The organism is Sedimentimonas flavescens (genome assembly GCF_025154035.1).
Lineage (GTDB): Bacteria > Pseudomonadota > Alphaproteobacteria > Rhodobacterales > Rhodobacteraceae > Rhodobacter > Rhodobacter flavescens.
In genome coordinates this window covers 66,782-80,841 of the sequence record NZ_JAOALJ010000006.1, presented here as the reverse complement: position 1 = coordinate 80,841, position 14,060 = coordinate 66,782, and the positions used below count along the sequence as shown (strand labels likewise).

Sequence of the window (14,060 nt, the reverse complement as noted above, 5' to 3'; positions counted from 1 at the left end):
AGACGAAGAAAATCCTTGTGATCAAGGGGATTGTGCGGGTGGCCTCGGCAATGTCACGCGCCGTCACGCATTGTTTCCCGGCCCCGCTCGTGTCGCACGCCACGCAGGCCCAGGGTGACCATCCGGCGCGCCAAATGTGGCGAAAGCGGCTGTGAGGGGGGGGTGATCAGCAGTCTTCCAAACAGCGCACGGTAGTCTTCGCTCAGTAACAATTCCTCGATCCGGGCCTTGCGCCAGACAACCGCCTGCGCGTGAAGGGCGCCAAGGGCCGGATCGGCCATCAATTTGCGCAGGATCGGGGCCACGCGCGAATCATGGCGCAGGATCGACTCGTCGGTTTCGGCGCAGAAATTGCGCTCCACCCAATAGCCCATGTCGAAGGCCGCGCCCTCGCGGTTGGCGCGACCGCGCGCGCATTTGAGCAGATAGCTCTGCATCGCGCCAAGCGCGTAGTGGTTCAACTGGACCAGTTCGTGATTGTTCTGACCAAGGGGCGTGAAGATGCGCCCGCGCCGGTAGCTGGCGGGCAGCTCGCGCCCCGATCCGTCGAACCAGCGGCTTGCGTCAATGCGCTTCGGGTCGGGCTGGCGGGGGCGATGGACGCCCAGTTTTCCGTAGCTGCCATTGTTGCGAAACAGCGTCTTGAACAGGCCCGACCGCCAGGGCCAGGCCATGACCGAGGGGGCGGCAAGCCGGAACTGATCGCGCAGCGGGCGATCTTCATAGTCGATCACGCCGGCATTGCCGAAAAGCCGCCATGTCAGCGTGATCGCGGTGGCCTCGGGCAGAGTGTCGGTCAGTGCCGTCAGCGTGCCGTCGCCCGTGTGAATGTTGACGAACTCGTCGATGTCGAGCACCGCGATCCAGTCGGCGGTTTGGCGCAGCGGGTGCTTGTCAGCGGCCTTCAGCGCGGCCCATTGCGGCCCCTCGCGCCACGGGCCCGGATTGCGCACATGCGTCAGCCATCCCAACTGCGCCAGCCGGTCCAGCATCGCATCCGTTCCGTCGTCGCAATCGTTGGAAAACACGAGGAAATCGGTGAACCCCACCGCACGGTGGTGGGCCAGCCATTCCAGCAGGAAGGCTGCCTCGTTCTTGACGGTCAGGATTGCCAGAAAACGCATGGCACACCCTTGCACCCTTGGGCAGGGATTCGCAAATGCGCGGAGACATCAAGCTGCGCTCGCCAAAATGTCGCAGGCACCGCCGCAGCGCAATTGACCTAAGTCAAAGAGAATGGACAAAGCCAGTCGTATCAGAAGGCTATCAGGTTCCTGATCTCCCTGAACCGCGGCCTAGCCGCACGAACCTGATAAGCGGACCTAGGACGTTCTCCCTCGTCCCGTCCCTAAAATGCGCTGCGGGCCTCCCTCCCGCAGCGCTTTAATTTTTTGCGGTGCCCGCGCAATTTTCACTGCCGGTCCGTGCGCTTGTCCTGAGCCATCAACTGGCTGACAAGCGCATCGGGAAGGGCGTCTTGGGCATAATCGAAGGTGCCAGAGTCGCGCACCTCCTGTGCGGCGCGCATCAGGGCGCCAAGTGCCGCGCGGGCGAAGGAACCGCCGACGCTGATCCGCCGAACGCCCGCTTCGGAAAGCTCTTGCACCGTGTAGCTCCGGCCTTTCAGGCCCATCACCACGTTTACGGGTTTGTCCACCGCACGGCACACAGTTCTGATCGCTTCAATGTCCGGCAGACCCGGTGCGTAAAGCACATCCGCCCCGGCCTCGGAGAAGGCTTGCAGGCGCTTGATCGTGTCGGACAGATCCGGTCGCCCCCAGAGGTAGTTCTCGGCCCGTGCCGTCAGCAGGAACGGCAGGTCGCGCGCGGCCTCTGCAGCGGCCTGAATGCGCTCAACCGCTTGGGAAAGATCGCAAATCGGCGCGTCGTCGTCGCCGGTTGCATCCTCGATCGAGCCTCCGACGAGGCCGGCCTCGCAAGCCATCCGGATCGTCTCGGCGCAGATCTCGGGCTGCGCGCCGAAACCGTCCTCAAGATCGGCCGACACGGGCAGGTCGGTCGCGACGACGATCTCGGCCGCGTTCGCGATAATCTCGTCGCGCGTCAGGGCAGAGAAGGAATCCCGCTTGCCTTTTGAGAAGGCATATCCGGCGCTGGTGGTCGCAAGCGCTTCAAAGCCCAAACTGGCCAGCAACCGCGCAGAGCCCGCGTCCCAAGGGTTGGGAATAACGAACGCGGTGTCGCGGTGATGCAGTGCTTTCAGGCGTTCGAACTTTGTGCGCTGATCCGGCATGACATACTCCGAGGCTGAATTCCTCAGAGTATAGCCAGTTCAGAACATAACGCGAACAAATTTTCCCGCTCAGGGACAAGCCGCTAGATGATCTTGACCTGCGTGCCTGTCGGGCAAAGGGCGTAGAGCTCTTCGATCTGCTCATTGAAAAGACCGATGCAGCCTGACGAGCTCTTGCGGCCGATCTTGCGGGTGTCGTGGGTGCCGTGGATGATATAGGCGGGCCAGCTTAGATAGAGCGCATGGGTGCCAAGCGGATTGTCGGGGCCGGGCGGCATGTAGCGCAGGCTCGGGTCGCGTTCGAGCATCGAGGGCGTGGGCGTCCAGTCGGGGCCGATGCGCTTGCGCACGATCTCGGTATAGCCGCGCTTGGTCAGGTCCTCGCTCATCGGGACCGAGGTCGGGTAGAGGCGGTAATCCAACCCATCCTTGGCCCAATAGTGCAGCGCGCGCGAACTCGTGTCGGCGATCAGGGTGGCGCGGTCGAGCTGCTCGAAGTGATCGCGCCAATCGACCAGCCGAAAGGCCGAGATGTTGCGCCGTTCGGACGGGGCCACGATGGCGGGTTGCAGGGCCATGGGCGTGTCTTGCGTCGCCGCACGGGCCAGGGCGGGGCTGAGCAGGGCGGCCCCGCCGGCAAATATCGCGGCGCGTCGGCTCAGCATCGGTGCGCGTGGGGTGGTCATCGGGTCGGCTCCTGTTTCCTGTTCGCGGCAGAATCCCATCCCGATGCCGCAGGTGCAAATCACGGCTGCTCACGCTTGGGCGAGCGCGTAACAAAAAACCCTCCCGCAGGGGGAGGGTTTTGAAATCTCGACTGTCGGCCGATTACTTCGGCGCGATCATCATGATCATCTGGCGGCCTTCGAGCTTGGGCATCGACTCGATCTTGCCGGCATCGCCCACGTCATCCTTGACGCGGTTGAGCAGTTCCAAGCCAAGCTGCTGGTGCGCCATCTCGCGGCCGCGGAAGCGCAGGGTGATCTTGACCTTGTCGCCGCCCTCAAGGAACTTCATGACCGAGCGCATCTTGACCTCATAGTCATGTGTGTCGGTGCCGGGGCGGAATTTGACTTCCTTGATCTCGATGATGTGCTGCTTCTTGCGGGCCTCAGCCTCGCGCTTCTGCTGCTCATATTTGAACTTGCCATAGTCCATGATCTTGCAGACCGGCGGCACGGCCGTCGGCGAGATCTCCACGAGGTCCAGCCCGGCCTCATCGGCCATCATCATCGCGCGCGCGGGGGTCACGACTCCGACGTTCTCACCATCCGCGCCGATCAGACGGATCTCGGGGGCACGGATACGGTCATTGACGCGGGGGCCGGTGTCGCGTTGCGGCGGGGCGTTGTGCGGTCTGCGGGCTATGGCTGTGTTCCTTCTGTGGCCATCTCTGATTGGCGCGCAAAATAGTTCCGGGTTTCTCAGCTTTCAACCGGAATCGCGGGGTGCGGGGGCGCATCCGGTGGCAATCTTGCCGATTAGGGGGAAAAGCCGGGCTTTCTACACCTTCCATCTGGCGCAGATCCCTCCCATATGGTGGCCACGAGCACGATCCGTGCCGACATTGGGAGAAAAAGTATGAACAACAAGGTTCTTGGTCTGGTCGTCGCCATCGCTGCCGTTGCGGCCGGGGCGTGGTATTTCACTCGCTCGCCCGAAGTGCAGCCCGAGGCAACCGCCACCACCGAGGCGCCCGCCGCCGAGACGAGCGCCACCGATGCCGCGGCGCAAGCCGCCGCCGAGGCTGCCGCCGCAGCCACCGAGGCTGCGCAGGCTGCCGGTGAAGCCGCGAAGGCCGCGGCCGATGCTGCCGCAGAGGCGGTGAACCAGGCCGCGACCGATGCGGCTGCCGCTGCGGCCGAAGCCGTCAACAACGCGGCCGCCGCCGCGTCCGATGCCGCCAATGCTGCCGTCGAAGGCGCAGGCGAGATGATGGACTCCACCAAGGCGCTGACGGTCGAAAGCTTCGACGCCGACAAGGTGATCGAGATGATCGAGACCTCGACGCTGGCCGAGGAAAGCAAGGCCGCGCTCAAGGCCGTGGTCGAAGGCGCGCGCGCCAATCCGGGCCTGGTCTCGGGTGCGATCGAGCAGGTCAAGGCGGCGCTTGGCCACTGACGCCGGGCCGATCAGCCAAAACGACAAAAGGCCGCGATCGCTCGCGGCCTTTTTCATTTGCTGTGCAGCAGGTCTTAGATGCCGTCGCCGACGAAGGCTTTCTCGACCACGTATTCGCGCGGCTCCGAGTTCGCGCCTTCGCGCAGGCCAAAGCTTTCCAGCACCGCCATCACGTCCTTGTTGAACGCAAGCGAGCCGCAGACCATGGCGCGGTCATGCTCGGCGTCCATCGGCGCGATGCCCAGATCCTCGAACACCTTGCCCGAGCTGAGGTTGTCGGTGATCCGGCCCATGTGGTGGAACTCTTCGCGCGTGGTGGTGGGGTAGTATTTCAGCTTGCCCTCGACCATCTCGCCGATCAGCGGGTCGTTCACCAGATCCTCCACCAGTTTGCGGCCGTATTCGAGTTCCTCGACGGTGCGGCAGGTGTGCATCATGATGACCTCTTCGAATTTCTCGTAGGTCTCGGGTTCGCGCATCAGCGAGGCGAAGGGCGCGATGCCGGTGCCGGTGGCCAGGAACCACACGCGCTTGCCGGGTAGGAGCGCGTCGATCACCAGCGTGCCGACGGGCTTGGGACGCAGGATGATCTCGTCGCCCACCTCGATGTGCTGAAGGCGCGAGGTCAGCGGGCCGTCAGGCACCTTGATCGAGTAGAACTCAAGCTCTTCGTCCCAGGCGGGCGAGGCGATCGAATAGGCGCGCAGCAGCGGTTTGCCCCTGTCGTCCAGCAGACCGATCATCACGAACTCGCCCGAGCGGAAGCGCAGGGTTTGCGGGCGGGTCACGCGGAACGAAAACAGCCGGTCGGTCCAGTGCTTGACCTCGGTCACGGTCTGCGCGTCGGGCAGGTGCTTGGGGGCAGGGATGGTGGCGGTCTGGGTCACGTCGATCTCGTTTTGTCAAAGGCCCCGGAGAGGGGGGCGATGCGGGCCCGGCGAAGGGGCGGCGTAAATATGCACCGCAAATACCTCTTCGCCGAGCGCAGATTCCTTGATTTGGCTCAAGTCGGCTTGGATTTGGGTTCTAAGCCGGTTCGTCCGGGCTGAAAAGCGACAATCAGCCGCGCAGGCGGGCGCGATATTCATGCGCCTGCCAGTCGGCACGGGCTTTCCACTGCGCCTCGGGCTGGCGCGCGGCCAGCTCGTCCGAGATCTCGACCTCGTCGAAGCCCGAGCGGCGCGCCATCGCGTATTGATCCGCGATGACGTGGCCCGCGGCGCGCAGGCGCCCGGTGAAGCCAAGCGCGCGCAGGCGCCGCCCAAGTGTAAAGCCGCGCCCGTCCGAGAAGGCCGGGAAGGCCACGCGCACCAGATCCGCACCCGCCGTCAGCGCGGCCAGCTCGCCGGCATCGGTATCGGGCGCAAGCTCGACCACCGCGCCTGCCCAGTCCTCGGCATGAAAGCCGTCGTCACGCACGATCACGCTCATGCCACTTTCTCCTCGGTCTCGATGTCGGTCTTCACGCGCACCGGCTTGCCGCCGATGAAGTGGATGCCGCATTCGGTCTTGGTCTGGCCGCGCCAGCGGCCCGCGCGGGGGTCCTCGCCGGGTTTCACGGGGCTGGTGCAGGGGGCGCAGCCGATCGACGGATAGCCCTTGGCCACCAGCGGGTGACGGGGCAGGCGGTTCTGGACGATGTATTCCTCCAGATCCTCGCGGCCCCAATGCGCCAGCGGGTTGATCTTCATGCGGGTGGGGGTCTCCACCTCGAAGAAGTCGATGGTCGAGCGGGTGTCGCCCTGATACCGCTTGCGGCCCGTGATCCAGGCGTCATAGCCCGAGAGCGCGGTTTCCAGCGGCACCGTCTTGCGCAGGTTGCAGCAGGCGTCGGTGTTGAACTGGTGCAGCGTCCCGTCCGGGTCGTCGAGCTTCAGCGCAGCCTCGCTGGCGGTGATGTTGCGCACATTGGTCAGGCCCAGCTTGGCGGCCACATCGCGCTGATAGTCGAGCGTTTCCTGGAACAGCAACAGCGTGTCGATGAACAGCACCGGCGTGCCCGGCGCGATGATCGAGACCATGTGCAGCAGCACGACCGATTCCGCCCCGAAGGACGAAACCAGCGCAACTTCGCCCGTATCGGCGTCTTTCAGGGCCTTTTCCATGACCGAGACCGCCGCGTGGTGGCGGTAGCGATCATTCAGCGCGGCAACCCGCAGTTCGATATCAGGCAGCATCACGGGCCTCGCCATAGAGCGCTTCCTTGAACGGCGCGGGGCCGAGGCGGCGGAAGGTCTCGATAAAGGTTTCCTCGCGGCCCGCGCGGATCGCCAGATAGGCGCGCAGGATGCGCTCGATCGCCGGGACGACCTCGTCATAGGCAAAGCCGGGGCCCGCGCGCTCGCCGATGGCGGCCAGCGGACCGGCGTCACCACCGAGCGTGATCTGGTAGTTCTCGACGCCAGCGCGGTCGAGCCCGAGAATGCCGATATGGCCCACGTGGTGGTGGCCGCAGGCGTTGATGCAGCCCGAGATCTTGATCTTGATCCCGCCGATCTCTTCCTCAAGGCCAAGCGCCTTGAAATGGGTAGCGATCTCCTGCGCGACCGGGATCGCGCGGGCTGTTGCCAGCGCGCAGTAATCCATGCCGGGGCAGGCGATGATGTCGGAGATCAGTCCGACATTCGCGGTGGCAAGGCCGGCGCGCAGCAACTCGGCATGGATCGCGGGCAGGTCGGCCTTGGCGACATGCGGCAGCACGACGTTCTGCTCGTGGCTGATGCGCAGCTCGCCATAGCCGTAGCGGTCCGCCAGATCGGCCAGCAGGCGCATCTGATCGGCCGAGGCGTCACCCGGCGTCGCGCCATGCTCCTTGATCGAGACGGTGACGATGGCGTGGTTCTCGACCTTGTGGGCGGCCAGGTTCTGCTTGGCCCAGGTCTTGAAAAGGGGATCGACCTCAAGGCTCTTTTCATAGAACTCGACAGGCGTGTTCTTGAAGGCGGGCGGCGCGAATTGCGCCTCGATCCCGGCCAGAACCTCCTGGTCCACGCCTGAGAACGCGGGGCGGATGCGGGCGAATTCTTCCTCGACCGCGGCGCGGAAGGTGTCGAGACCGTTCTCGAAGACGGTGATCTTGATACGCGCCTTGTACTTGTTGTCGCGGCGGCCCATCAGGTTGTAGGTCGAGACGATCGCCTCAAGGTAGGGCAGCAGGTCGGCCTTGGGCAGGAACTCGCGGATCACCGGGGCCAGCATGGGCGTGCGGCCAAGACCACCGCCGACAAGCACCTTGAAGCCGATCTCGTCGCCGCGCTTGACCAGTTCGAGGCCCACGTCATGGGCGCGGATCACCGCGCGATCCTCGGCCGAGCCGGTGATCGCGATCTTGAACTTGCGCGGCAGGAACTGGAACTCGGCATGGTCGGTGGACCACTGGCGGATCAGTTCGGCCACCGGGCGCGGGTCGGCGACCTCATCGGCGGCGGCACCGGCGAAAGCGTCGGTGGTCACGTTGCGGATCGTGTTGCCCGAGGTCTGGATCGCGTGCATCTGCACATCGGCCAGCGCGTCGATGATGTCCGGAATATCGGTCAGCTTCGGCCAGTTGAACTGGATGTTCTGGCGCGTGGTGAAGTGGCCGTAGCCCTTGTCATAGGTCTCGGCGATATGGGCGAGCTGGCGCATCTGGTCGGCGCGCAGCGTGCCGTAGGGGATGGCCACGCGCAGCATGTAGGCGTGCAGCTGCAGATAGACGCCGTTCATCAGGCGCAGCGGGCGGAATTCGTCTTCCGTCAGCGAGCCGTCCAGACGGCGCTCGACCTGCGCGCGGAACTGCGCGGCACGGGTGCGGACAAAAGCCTCATCGAAGTCGGAATAGTTATACATTTGCCGCCTCCTGCTTGCCGTGGGCGTAGTTGGACGGGCCGCGGGTGCGGAACACCTCGCGGAAGTGGATGGGTTCAGGGCCTTTGAGGCCGGGCTTCGCATCGGCCAGATAGGCGCCAACGATGCGGTCGCCTTGGCCAAGCGCCTTGAGCAGGCGCAACTCGGCAATCGCCTCGTCTTCGATCAACTCGGCCTCATGGTGATGCATCGACCAGGAGCCGGTCTCGGTCATGTAAATCACGCAGCCCTCGCGCAGATCATTCGCGGTAACGACTTTGGGCGTGAACTTGCGGCTCATGGCGGCCTCCGGCAGGTGATTTCTGTTCTGTAATATAGGAAATTTTCCCCTGTTTTCGCCATACACCCTTGCGAATAAGGATCATTGTTCTATCCTGCCCGAGCTTTGGAGCGATTTTCCCGCCAAGAGGAGGAAATGCGGATGGCTGTCCGTCTTGATGATATGGATCGAAAAATCCTCTCCCATCTGCAAGAGGATGCCAGCCAGTCGCTGGACGAGATCGCGCGCAAGGTGGGCTCGTCCAAGACCCCGGTCTGGAACCGAATCCGCAAGATGAAAGACCTTGGCGTGATCGGCCGTCAGACCGTTCTGCTCGATGCAGAATCACTGGGGCTGGAGGCCTGTTTCTTCGTGCTGATCCGTACCTCCGAGCACGAGGCCGAATGGCAGCAGAAATTCCTTGCCACGCTGCGCGCCCGTCCCGAGGTGCTAGAAGCGCACAGGCTGGCCGGCGACATCGACTATATCCTCAAGGTCCGGGTCAAGAACGCCCGCGCCTACGATCAGTTCTACCAGGCGCTGATTTCAGAGGTGAAGATCCACAACGTCACCGCGCTTTTGTCGATGGAAGAGATCAAATCGACGACGCTGCTGCCGCTCTGAGGCGCTCAGTAGCGGACCAGCAGCCGCTCCAACCCGTGGAAGTGATAGAGGTTCGCGTAGCGCGGGGCCTCGGCGAGGCGCAGCTCTGGTAGGCGCTGGAACAGGATCGGCAAGCTGGCGGCCAGCTCCAGCCGCGCAAGCGGTGCGCCGATGCAGAAATGAGCGCCCGCCCCGAATGCGAAATGCGTCTGCACCGGGCGGGCAGGGTTGAAGCGCGCGGGTTCCTCCCAGGGGCCGGGGTCGCGATTGGCGCCAGCCAGTAGCAGCCCCACGCGATCGCCGCGCTTGAATTCGGTTCCGGCAAGGCTGAGGTCTTCATAGACCCACCGGGTGAACAGGTGCAGCGGCGGGTCGTGGCGCAGGATTTCCTCGACCGTGCCATCGACGCGGCTTTTCGTCAGCCAGTAGCCGCCGAAGCCGCCTTCGAGCAAGGTCTTGATCCCGTTACCAATCGTATGCACCGTCGCTTCGTGCCCGGCATTGAGCAACAGGATGCAGGTGGTGATCATCTCGTCTGTGCTCAGATGCTCACCCGCCTCTTCCACCGCGATCAGATGCGAGATGAGATCATCGGCGGGGCGCGAGCGGCGCTCGGCGATATATCCGCGCAGGAAATCCACGAACTCCTCGGTGGCGCGGACGGCGGCGTCCTCGGTCGCGCGGGTGCGGCCCGCCTGATACATGCCGACCATGGCGTTCGACCAGCGCAGCAGGTCCGGTGCGCGGTCCTCGGGCACGCCCAGAAGCCGCGCGATGATGATGACGGGCAGAGGTTTGGCGAAATACTCCAGCAGGTCGCAGCCGCCGGGGGGCATGCGGTCTATGAGGGTGTTTGTCAGTTCGGCGATCTCGGGGGCGAGGGCGGTAATCCGGGCAGATGTGAAGGCGCGTAGCACCAGCCGCCGCAGGCGGGTGTGGCGTGGGGCCTCCAGTTCCAGCATCGAGTGTTTCTCGACCGCGTAGAAGGGGGCAAGATGCGGCGGGATCGCGGGGGCGAACTCGGGCGGGGCCTCGCGGCCAAGGCGCCGGTCGCGCAGCGCCGCGCCGACAACGGTCGCACGTGCGGTGACGGGGATGCCGTATTCCTCCCACAGGACAAAGGCGCCCTCGGCCCGCACCGCGTCGTAAAACGGGTAGGGGTTCTGTACGAAGCCAGCTTCGGTCGGCGATTGGGAAAGGCGGCGCATCGGGTCACTCCTCCGTCACGCCCAGAAAAGAACGAGAGTTCAGGTGCTTGCAAGCCCCCGCTTGATTTATCCCGCCGATTGCTGTGCTACTGGCTCAAAGGAGTTCGCCGATGAGCATCACAATCCGTCCGGTCTCGCCCTCCGCTCGCGCCGCCTGGGAGGCCCTGTTTCGTGGCTATGCCGCCTTCTACCGGACCGATCCGGCCCCGGCGATCGAGAAGGTCTGGGCCTGGATCAACGACGCTAACGAGGACTACTGGGCCGATATCGCCTGGGGGGCGGATGGCATGGCGCTTGGCCTGGTGCAGTATTCGCTGATGCACCGCTCGCTTTCGGGTGCGCAGGTGGTTTACCTCTCCGACCTCTTCACCGTGCCCGAGGCGCGTGGGCAGGGCGTAGGCCGCGCGCTGATAGAGCATGTGCGCGCCTTCGCACGTGCGCGGGGCTATAGTTCGGTGCGCTGGCTCACCGCCGAGACGAACGAGGCCGCGCGCAAGCTCTACGATACTTATACCCCAGCCAGTGGGTTCATCCTTTATGCCATCAGCCCCTGATAACGCGCGCACGTCAGAACCAATCGTCCAGCGCCTGCTCGTCCTGGTGCTGGCGCTTGGTGCGATCCTGTGGGTGGCGGTCGTGGTATGGCAATCGGCCTTGCACACGGGGCTTGCGCAACTGGCCGAGCGCGGGCGGGCAGACCTGCGGTTAGCCTCGGACCGAATGGTATCCTCGATGCTCAGCTTCCGCGAAGCAGCGGTGATGACGGCGGACCATCCCTTTGTCGTTGCGCTCGCACAGGGTAGCGACGGCGCCGATCCGCCCGCTGTGTCAGAGGTTTTGCGGCGGATTTCGGATCTGACGGGTGTGCAGGAGTTGACGCTGGTGGATCGCGCGGGCCGCGTTTTGGCCAGCTCGACCGAGCGGCTGGGGGTTCTTGATCCGGCCCCTGATCTGGACCGCGCGGCACGGGGGGCCACGGGGTCGTTTCATCTGATCGACCGGCAGACGGGCGAACGGATGTTCCGCTACGCCGCGCCGGTCTTTGCCTCCGACGGCCCGGTGATCGGCGCCATCGTACTCAGCTTCGATGCCGAAAAGGTCGAGGCTCCGGGGCGCGGCGATCCGGTCCCGGTCTGGTTCGTCGATGACGATCTCGTCGTTTTTGTCGCCAACCGCTCCGAGATGGTTTTCGAGACCACCACGGGCGCCACACCCGACAGCCGGATCTATCCTGCCGGCACCGACCTGCATCCCGGCCGTATTCGCCCCTCCAATCTGGGGTCCGGGCTTGTGCGCGGCGGCGCCTATCTGCCCGAGATCGGGCTGCCCGTCACGCTCCCTCTGCCGGTGATCGGCATGACCGGCCATGCGCTGGTCGATGCCGGGCCAGTCCTGCGGATCGCGCGCGCACAGGCGGTTTCCGTGGCGCTTGCGCTTATCGGGTTCGGCGCGGTCATCCTGGCGCTGTGGGAGCGGCGGCGCACCCTGGCAGATCAACTCGCCGCCGAAGCGCGTGCCAATGCCGAACTTGAGCACCGCGTGGCCGAGCGCACCACCGAACTGCGCGAGACCAACGAACAGCTGCGCCGCACGCAGGCCGAACTGGTGCAGGCGGGCAAGATGTCTGCGCTTGGCCAGATGTCGGCGGGCATCAGCCATGAGCTGAACCAGCCGCTGATGGCGATCCGCTCTTTTGCCGATAACGCCGAGTTGCTACTGGAACGCGGCCGGACCGAGGAGGCTGGGCAGACCCTCGGGCGGATCTCGGAGATGGCGCGGCGCATGGGGCGCATCATCAAGAACCTCCGCGCCTTCGCCCGTGCGGAGACCGAACCCGCCAGCCGCGTGGGCCTTGCCTCGGTCGTCGAGCAGGCGCTGGAGCTGCTGGAGGCGCGCATCGCGCAAGAGCATGTGACGATCGACTGGCAGCGCCCCGAAGCTCCGGCGATCGTGATGGGCGGCGAGGTGCGACTGGCGCAGGTGGTGGTCAACCTGCTCTCGAACGCGATCGACGCGATGGAGGGGCAGGAACGTAAGCGCATCACCATCCGCATTCACCCCGAGGGCGCGCGCACCGTGCTGACCTTGCAAGACACCGGCCCCGGCATCGCCGAGCCTGACCGGATTTTCGACCCGTTCTACTCGACCAAGGAGGTCGGCAGCGCCGAGGGCATGGGCCTTGGCTTGTCGATTTCCTATGGACTGGTGCAAGGCTTCGGCGGCACCCTGAGTGGCGGCAACGCCCCCGAGGGCGGCGCCATTTTCACCGTCGCGCTGCGCGCGGCGCCCCAGCCCGGAAACGGAGGCAAGGTTTGATCCGCAAGGTGCTCTTGGTCGATGATGATCGCGCGGTGCGCGAGGCTTTGGGGCAGACGCTCGATCTGGCCGGGTTCTCGCCCATTCTGGCCTCAAGCTATATCGAGGCCAAAGATCATGTCGGCCTGGATTTTCCCGGTGTCGTCGTGTCGGATATCCGGATGCCGGGCAAGGATGGTTTTGCCCTTCTGGATCTGGTGCGAAAGCGCGACCCGGAGCTGCCGGTGATCTTGCTGACCGGCGAGGGCGATGTGCCCATGGCGGTGCGCGGAATGGCGGGCGGAGCCTTTGATTTTCTAGAGAAACCCTGCGGCCCCAAAGAGTTGCTGGCTGTTGTTGAGAAGGCGTTGCAAACGCGCGCCTGGGTGATGGAGAATCGCGCCCTGCGCCGGGAGGCCAAGCGCGGCGATGCGGCGACACGGCTTCTGGTGGGCGCTTCGCCCGTGGCCGAAGCGCTGCGCGAGTCCGCGCGGGCAGCGGCGCGCTCGGGTGCCGAGGTTCTGATCACCGGGGCGCCGGGTGCGGGCAATTCCAAGGTGGCCGAGGTGATCCACCTTCTGTCGGCCGCCGCACCGCGCGCCTTCGTCAAGCTGCCCGCGGCAGGGCTGACGCCAGAGGCGCTAGAGCAGGGGTTCGCGCGCGCTGATGGCGGGACGCTTTATCTCGACGAGGTTGCCGACCTGCCGCAACCGGCGCAGTTTGCGCTGATCGAATTGCTCGAGGCACTCCCCTCGACCCGGCTGATCGCCGGCACCTATCGCGATCTGGCTGCCGAGGCGCGCGCGGGCCGCTTCCATCCGGATCTTTACTGGAAGCTTGAGGGGGTCAAGCTGCGCATCCCCTCGCTGTCCGAGCGGCCCGAAGACATTCCGATACTGTTTCGCCACTACGTTCAGCTTGTCTGCGAACAGTCGAACCTCCCGATGCCCGAGATCACCCCCGCCGTCGCTGCACGCCTTATGGCGCGCGAATGGCCGGGCAATGCGCGGGCGCTGATGTCCGAGGCCCTGCGTTTCGCCACCGGGATGGGTGCAGAGCCGGAAGAAGAAAGCCTCGGTCTGGCGGAACGCATGGCGCGGGTCGAGCGGTCGCTTCTGGCCGAGGCGCTCCAGCGCGCCGGGGGCAACGCGACCGAGGCCGCGGCGCAACTCAAGCTGCCGCGCAAGACCTTCTACGACAAGCTCGCGCGCCACGGCCTGCGCCCCGAGGATTTCCGCGACGCCTGAGGCACTGAGTCCATTTCCAACGTGCGACATTTCGCCCGAATGGCGCTAACAGCTGTGCGGATTTTCGCACAGCAAGAACTTATCCGTCTGATCAAGAAATCTATAATGCATTGTAATATAGTAATAAAATAGGCATTTTCGCGAGCTATCACGAAATTGTTGATCGGGTATGCGTTAAGCGGTTGGCTTGTTCTGGGCGCCCGAGGGGGGCGCGGATACCGGGAGGA

General features: G+C 64.8%; 15 protein-coding genes. 5 read left to right on the top strand and 10 right to left on the bottom strand.

What is annotated here, in order from left to right; all coding sequences use genetic code 11:
* Positions 1–53: 53 nt before the first annotated feature.
* The 4 genes from N3C64_RS12205 to infC form a co-directional block, all read right to left on the bottom strand.
* On the bottom strand, positions 54–1,124 hold the full coding sequence (locus tag N3C64_RS12205; RefSeq protein WP_260014683.1) for a glycosyltransferase family 2 protein: 1,071 nt from the start codon (positions 1,122–1,124) through the stop codon (positions 54–56).
* 287 nt (positions 1,125–1,411) lie between these two features.
* A complete protein-coding gene (locus N3C64_RS12200; RefSeq protein ID WP_260014682.1) occupies positions 1,412–2,254 on the bottom strand; it encodes an isocitrate lyase/PEP mutase family protein in 843 nt (280 codons plus the stop codon).
* A gap of 83 nt (positions 2,255–2,337) precedes the next feature.
* Positions 2,338–2,940: a L,D-transpeptidase gene (locus N3C64_RS12195; RefSeq protein WP_260014681.1), complete on the bottom strand. Its 603-nt coding sequence runs from the start codon at positions 2,938–2,940 to the stop codon at positions 2,338–2,340.
* 142 nt (positions 2,941–3,082) lie between these two features.
* Positions 3,083–3,622, bottom strand: a complete 540-nt coding sequence (infC, locus tag N3C64_RS12190; protein WP_218629840.1) for a translation initiation factor IF-3 — start codon at positions 3,620–3,622, stop codon at positions 3,083–3,085.
* Between the two features lie 213 nt (positions 3,623–3,835).
* On the opposite strand from infC, the gene N3C64_RS12185 reads away from it, so the two are divergent.
* The gene (locus tag N3C64_RS12185) at positions 3,836–4,375 is read left to right on the top strand and encodes a hypothetical protein (RefSeq protein ID WP_218629757.1); all 540 of its coding nucleotides are present in this window, start codon (positions 3,836–3,838) and stop codon (positions 4,373–4,375) included.
* 74 nt (positions 4,376–4,449) lie between these two features.
* Here the strand turns inward: N3C64_RS12185 and N3C64_RS12180 are convergent, their stop codons facing one another.
* The 5 genes from N3C64_RS12180 to N3C64_RS12160 form a co-directional block, all read right to left on the bottom strand.
* Positions 4,450–5,262 carry a ferredoxin--NADP reductase gene (locus N3C64_RS12180; RefSeq protein WP_311201877.1) on the bottom strand — a complete coding sequence of 271 codons (813 nt, stop codon included), beginning with the start codon at positions 5,260–5,262 and terminating at the stop codon, positions 4,450–4,452.
* 172 nt (positions 5,263–5,434) lie between these two features.
* Entirely contained in the window at positions 5,435–5,806 is a 372-nt protein-coding gene (locus N3C64_RS12175; RefSeq protein ID WP_260014680.1) for a DUF934 domain-containing protein, read from the bottom strand.
* Entirely contained in the window at positions 5,803–6,567 is a 765-nt protein-coding gene (locus N3C64_RS12170) for a phosphoadenylyl-sulfate reductase (RefSeq protein WP_375546115.1), read from the bottom strand. Before N3C64_RS12170 ends, N3C64_RS12175 begins: the two co-directional genes overlap by 4 nt.
* A complete protein-coding gene (locus tag N3C64_RS12165) occupies positions 6,542–8,203 on the bottom strand; it encodes a nitrite/sulfite reductase (protein WP_260014677.1) in 1,662 nt (553 codons plus the stop codon). Before N3C64_RS12165 ends, N3C64_RS12170 begins: the two co-directional genes overlap by 26 nt.
* Positions 8,196–8,501, bottom strand: a complete 306-nt coding sequence (locus N3C64_RS12160) for a DUF2849 domain-containing protein (protein WP_218629761.1) — start codon at positions 8,499–8,501, stop codon at positions 8,196–8,198. The genes N3C64_RS12165 and N3C64_RS12160 overlap by 8 nt, the downstream gene beginning before the upstream one ends.
* Before the next feature lie 141 nt (positions 8,502–8,642).
* Between N3C64_RS12160 and N3C64_RS12155 the strand changes: the two genes are divergently transcribed.
* Positions 8,643–9,104, top strand: coding sequence for an Lrp/AsnC family transcriptional regulator (locus N3C64_RS12155; protein ID WP_218629762.1), 462 nt, complete (start codon positions 8,643–8,645; stop codon positions 9,102–9,104).
* A gap of 5 nt (positions 9,105–9,109) precedes the next feature.
* On the opposite strand, the gene N3C64_RS12150 is transcribed toward N3C64_RS12155, so the two are convergent.
* On the bottom strand, positions 9,110–10,291 hold the full coding sequence (locus N3C64_RS12150; protein ID WP_260014674.1) for a cytochrome P450: 1,182 nt from the start codon (positions 10,289–10,291) through the stop codon (positions 9,110–9,112).
* A gap of 110 nt (positions 10,292–10,401) precedes the next feature.
* On the opposite strand from N3C64_RS12150, the gene N3C64_RS12145 reads away from it, so the two are divergent.
* From N3C64_RS12145 to N3C64_RS12135, 3 genes are read left to right on the top strand one after another with little or no spacing between them, the layout of a single operon-like run.
* Positions 10,402–10,845 carry a GNAT family N-acetyltransferase gene (locus tag N3C64_RS12145; protein WP_260014672.1) on the top strand — a complete coding sequence of 148 codons (444 nt, stop codon included), beginning with the start codon at positions 10,402–10,404 and terminating at the stop codon, positions 10,843–10,845.
* Between the two features lie 46 nt (positions 10,846–10,891).
* Positions 10,892–12,607: an ATP-binding protein gene (locus tag N3C64_RS12140; protein ID WP_260014670.1), complete on the top strand. Its 1,716-nt coding sequence runs from the start codon at positions 10,892–10,894 to the stop codon at positions 12,605–12,607.
* A complete protein-coding gene (locus N3C64_RS12135; protein ID WP_260014668.1) occupies positions 12,604–13,833 on the top strand; it encodes a sigma-54-dependent transcriptional regulator in 1,230 nt (409 codons plus the stop codon). The genes N3C64_RS12140 and N3C64_RS12135 overlap by 4 nt, the downstream gene beginning before the upstream one ends.
* Positions 13,834–14,060: the final 227 nt, after the last annotated feature.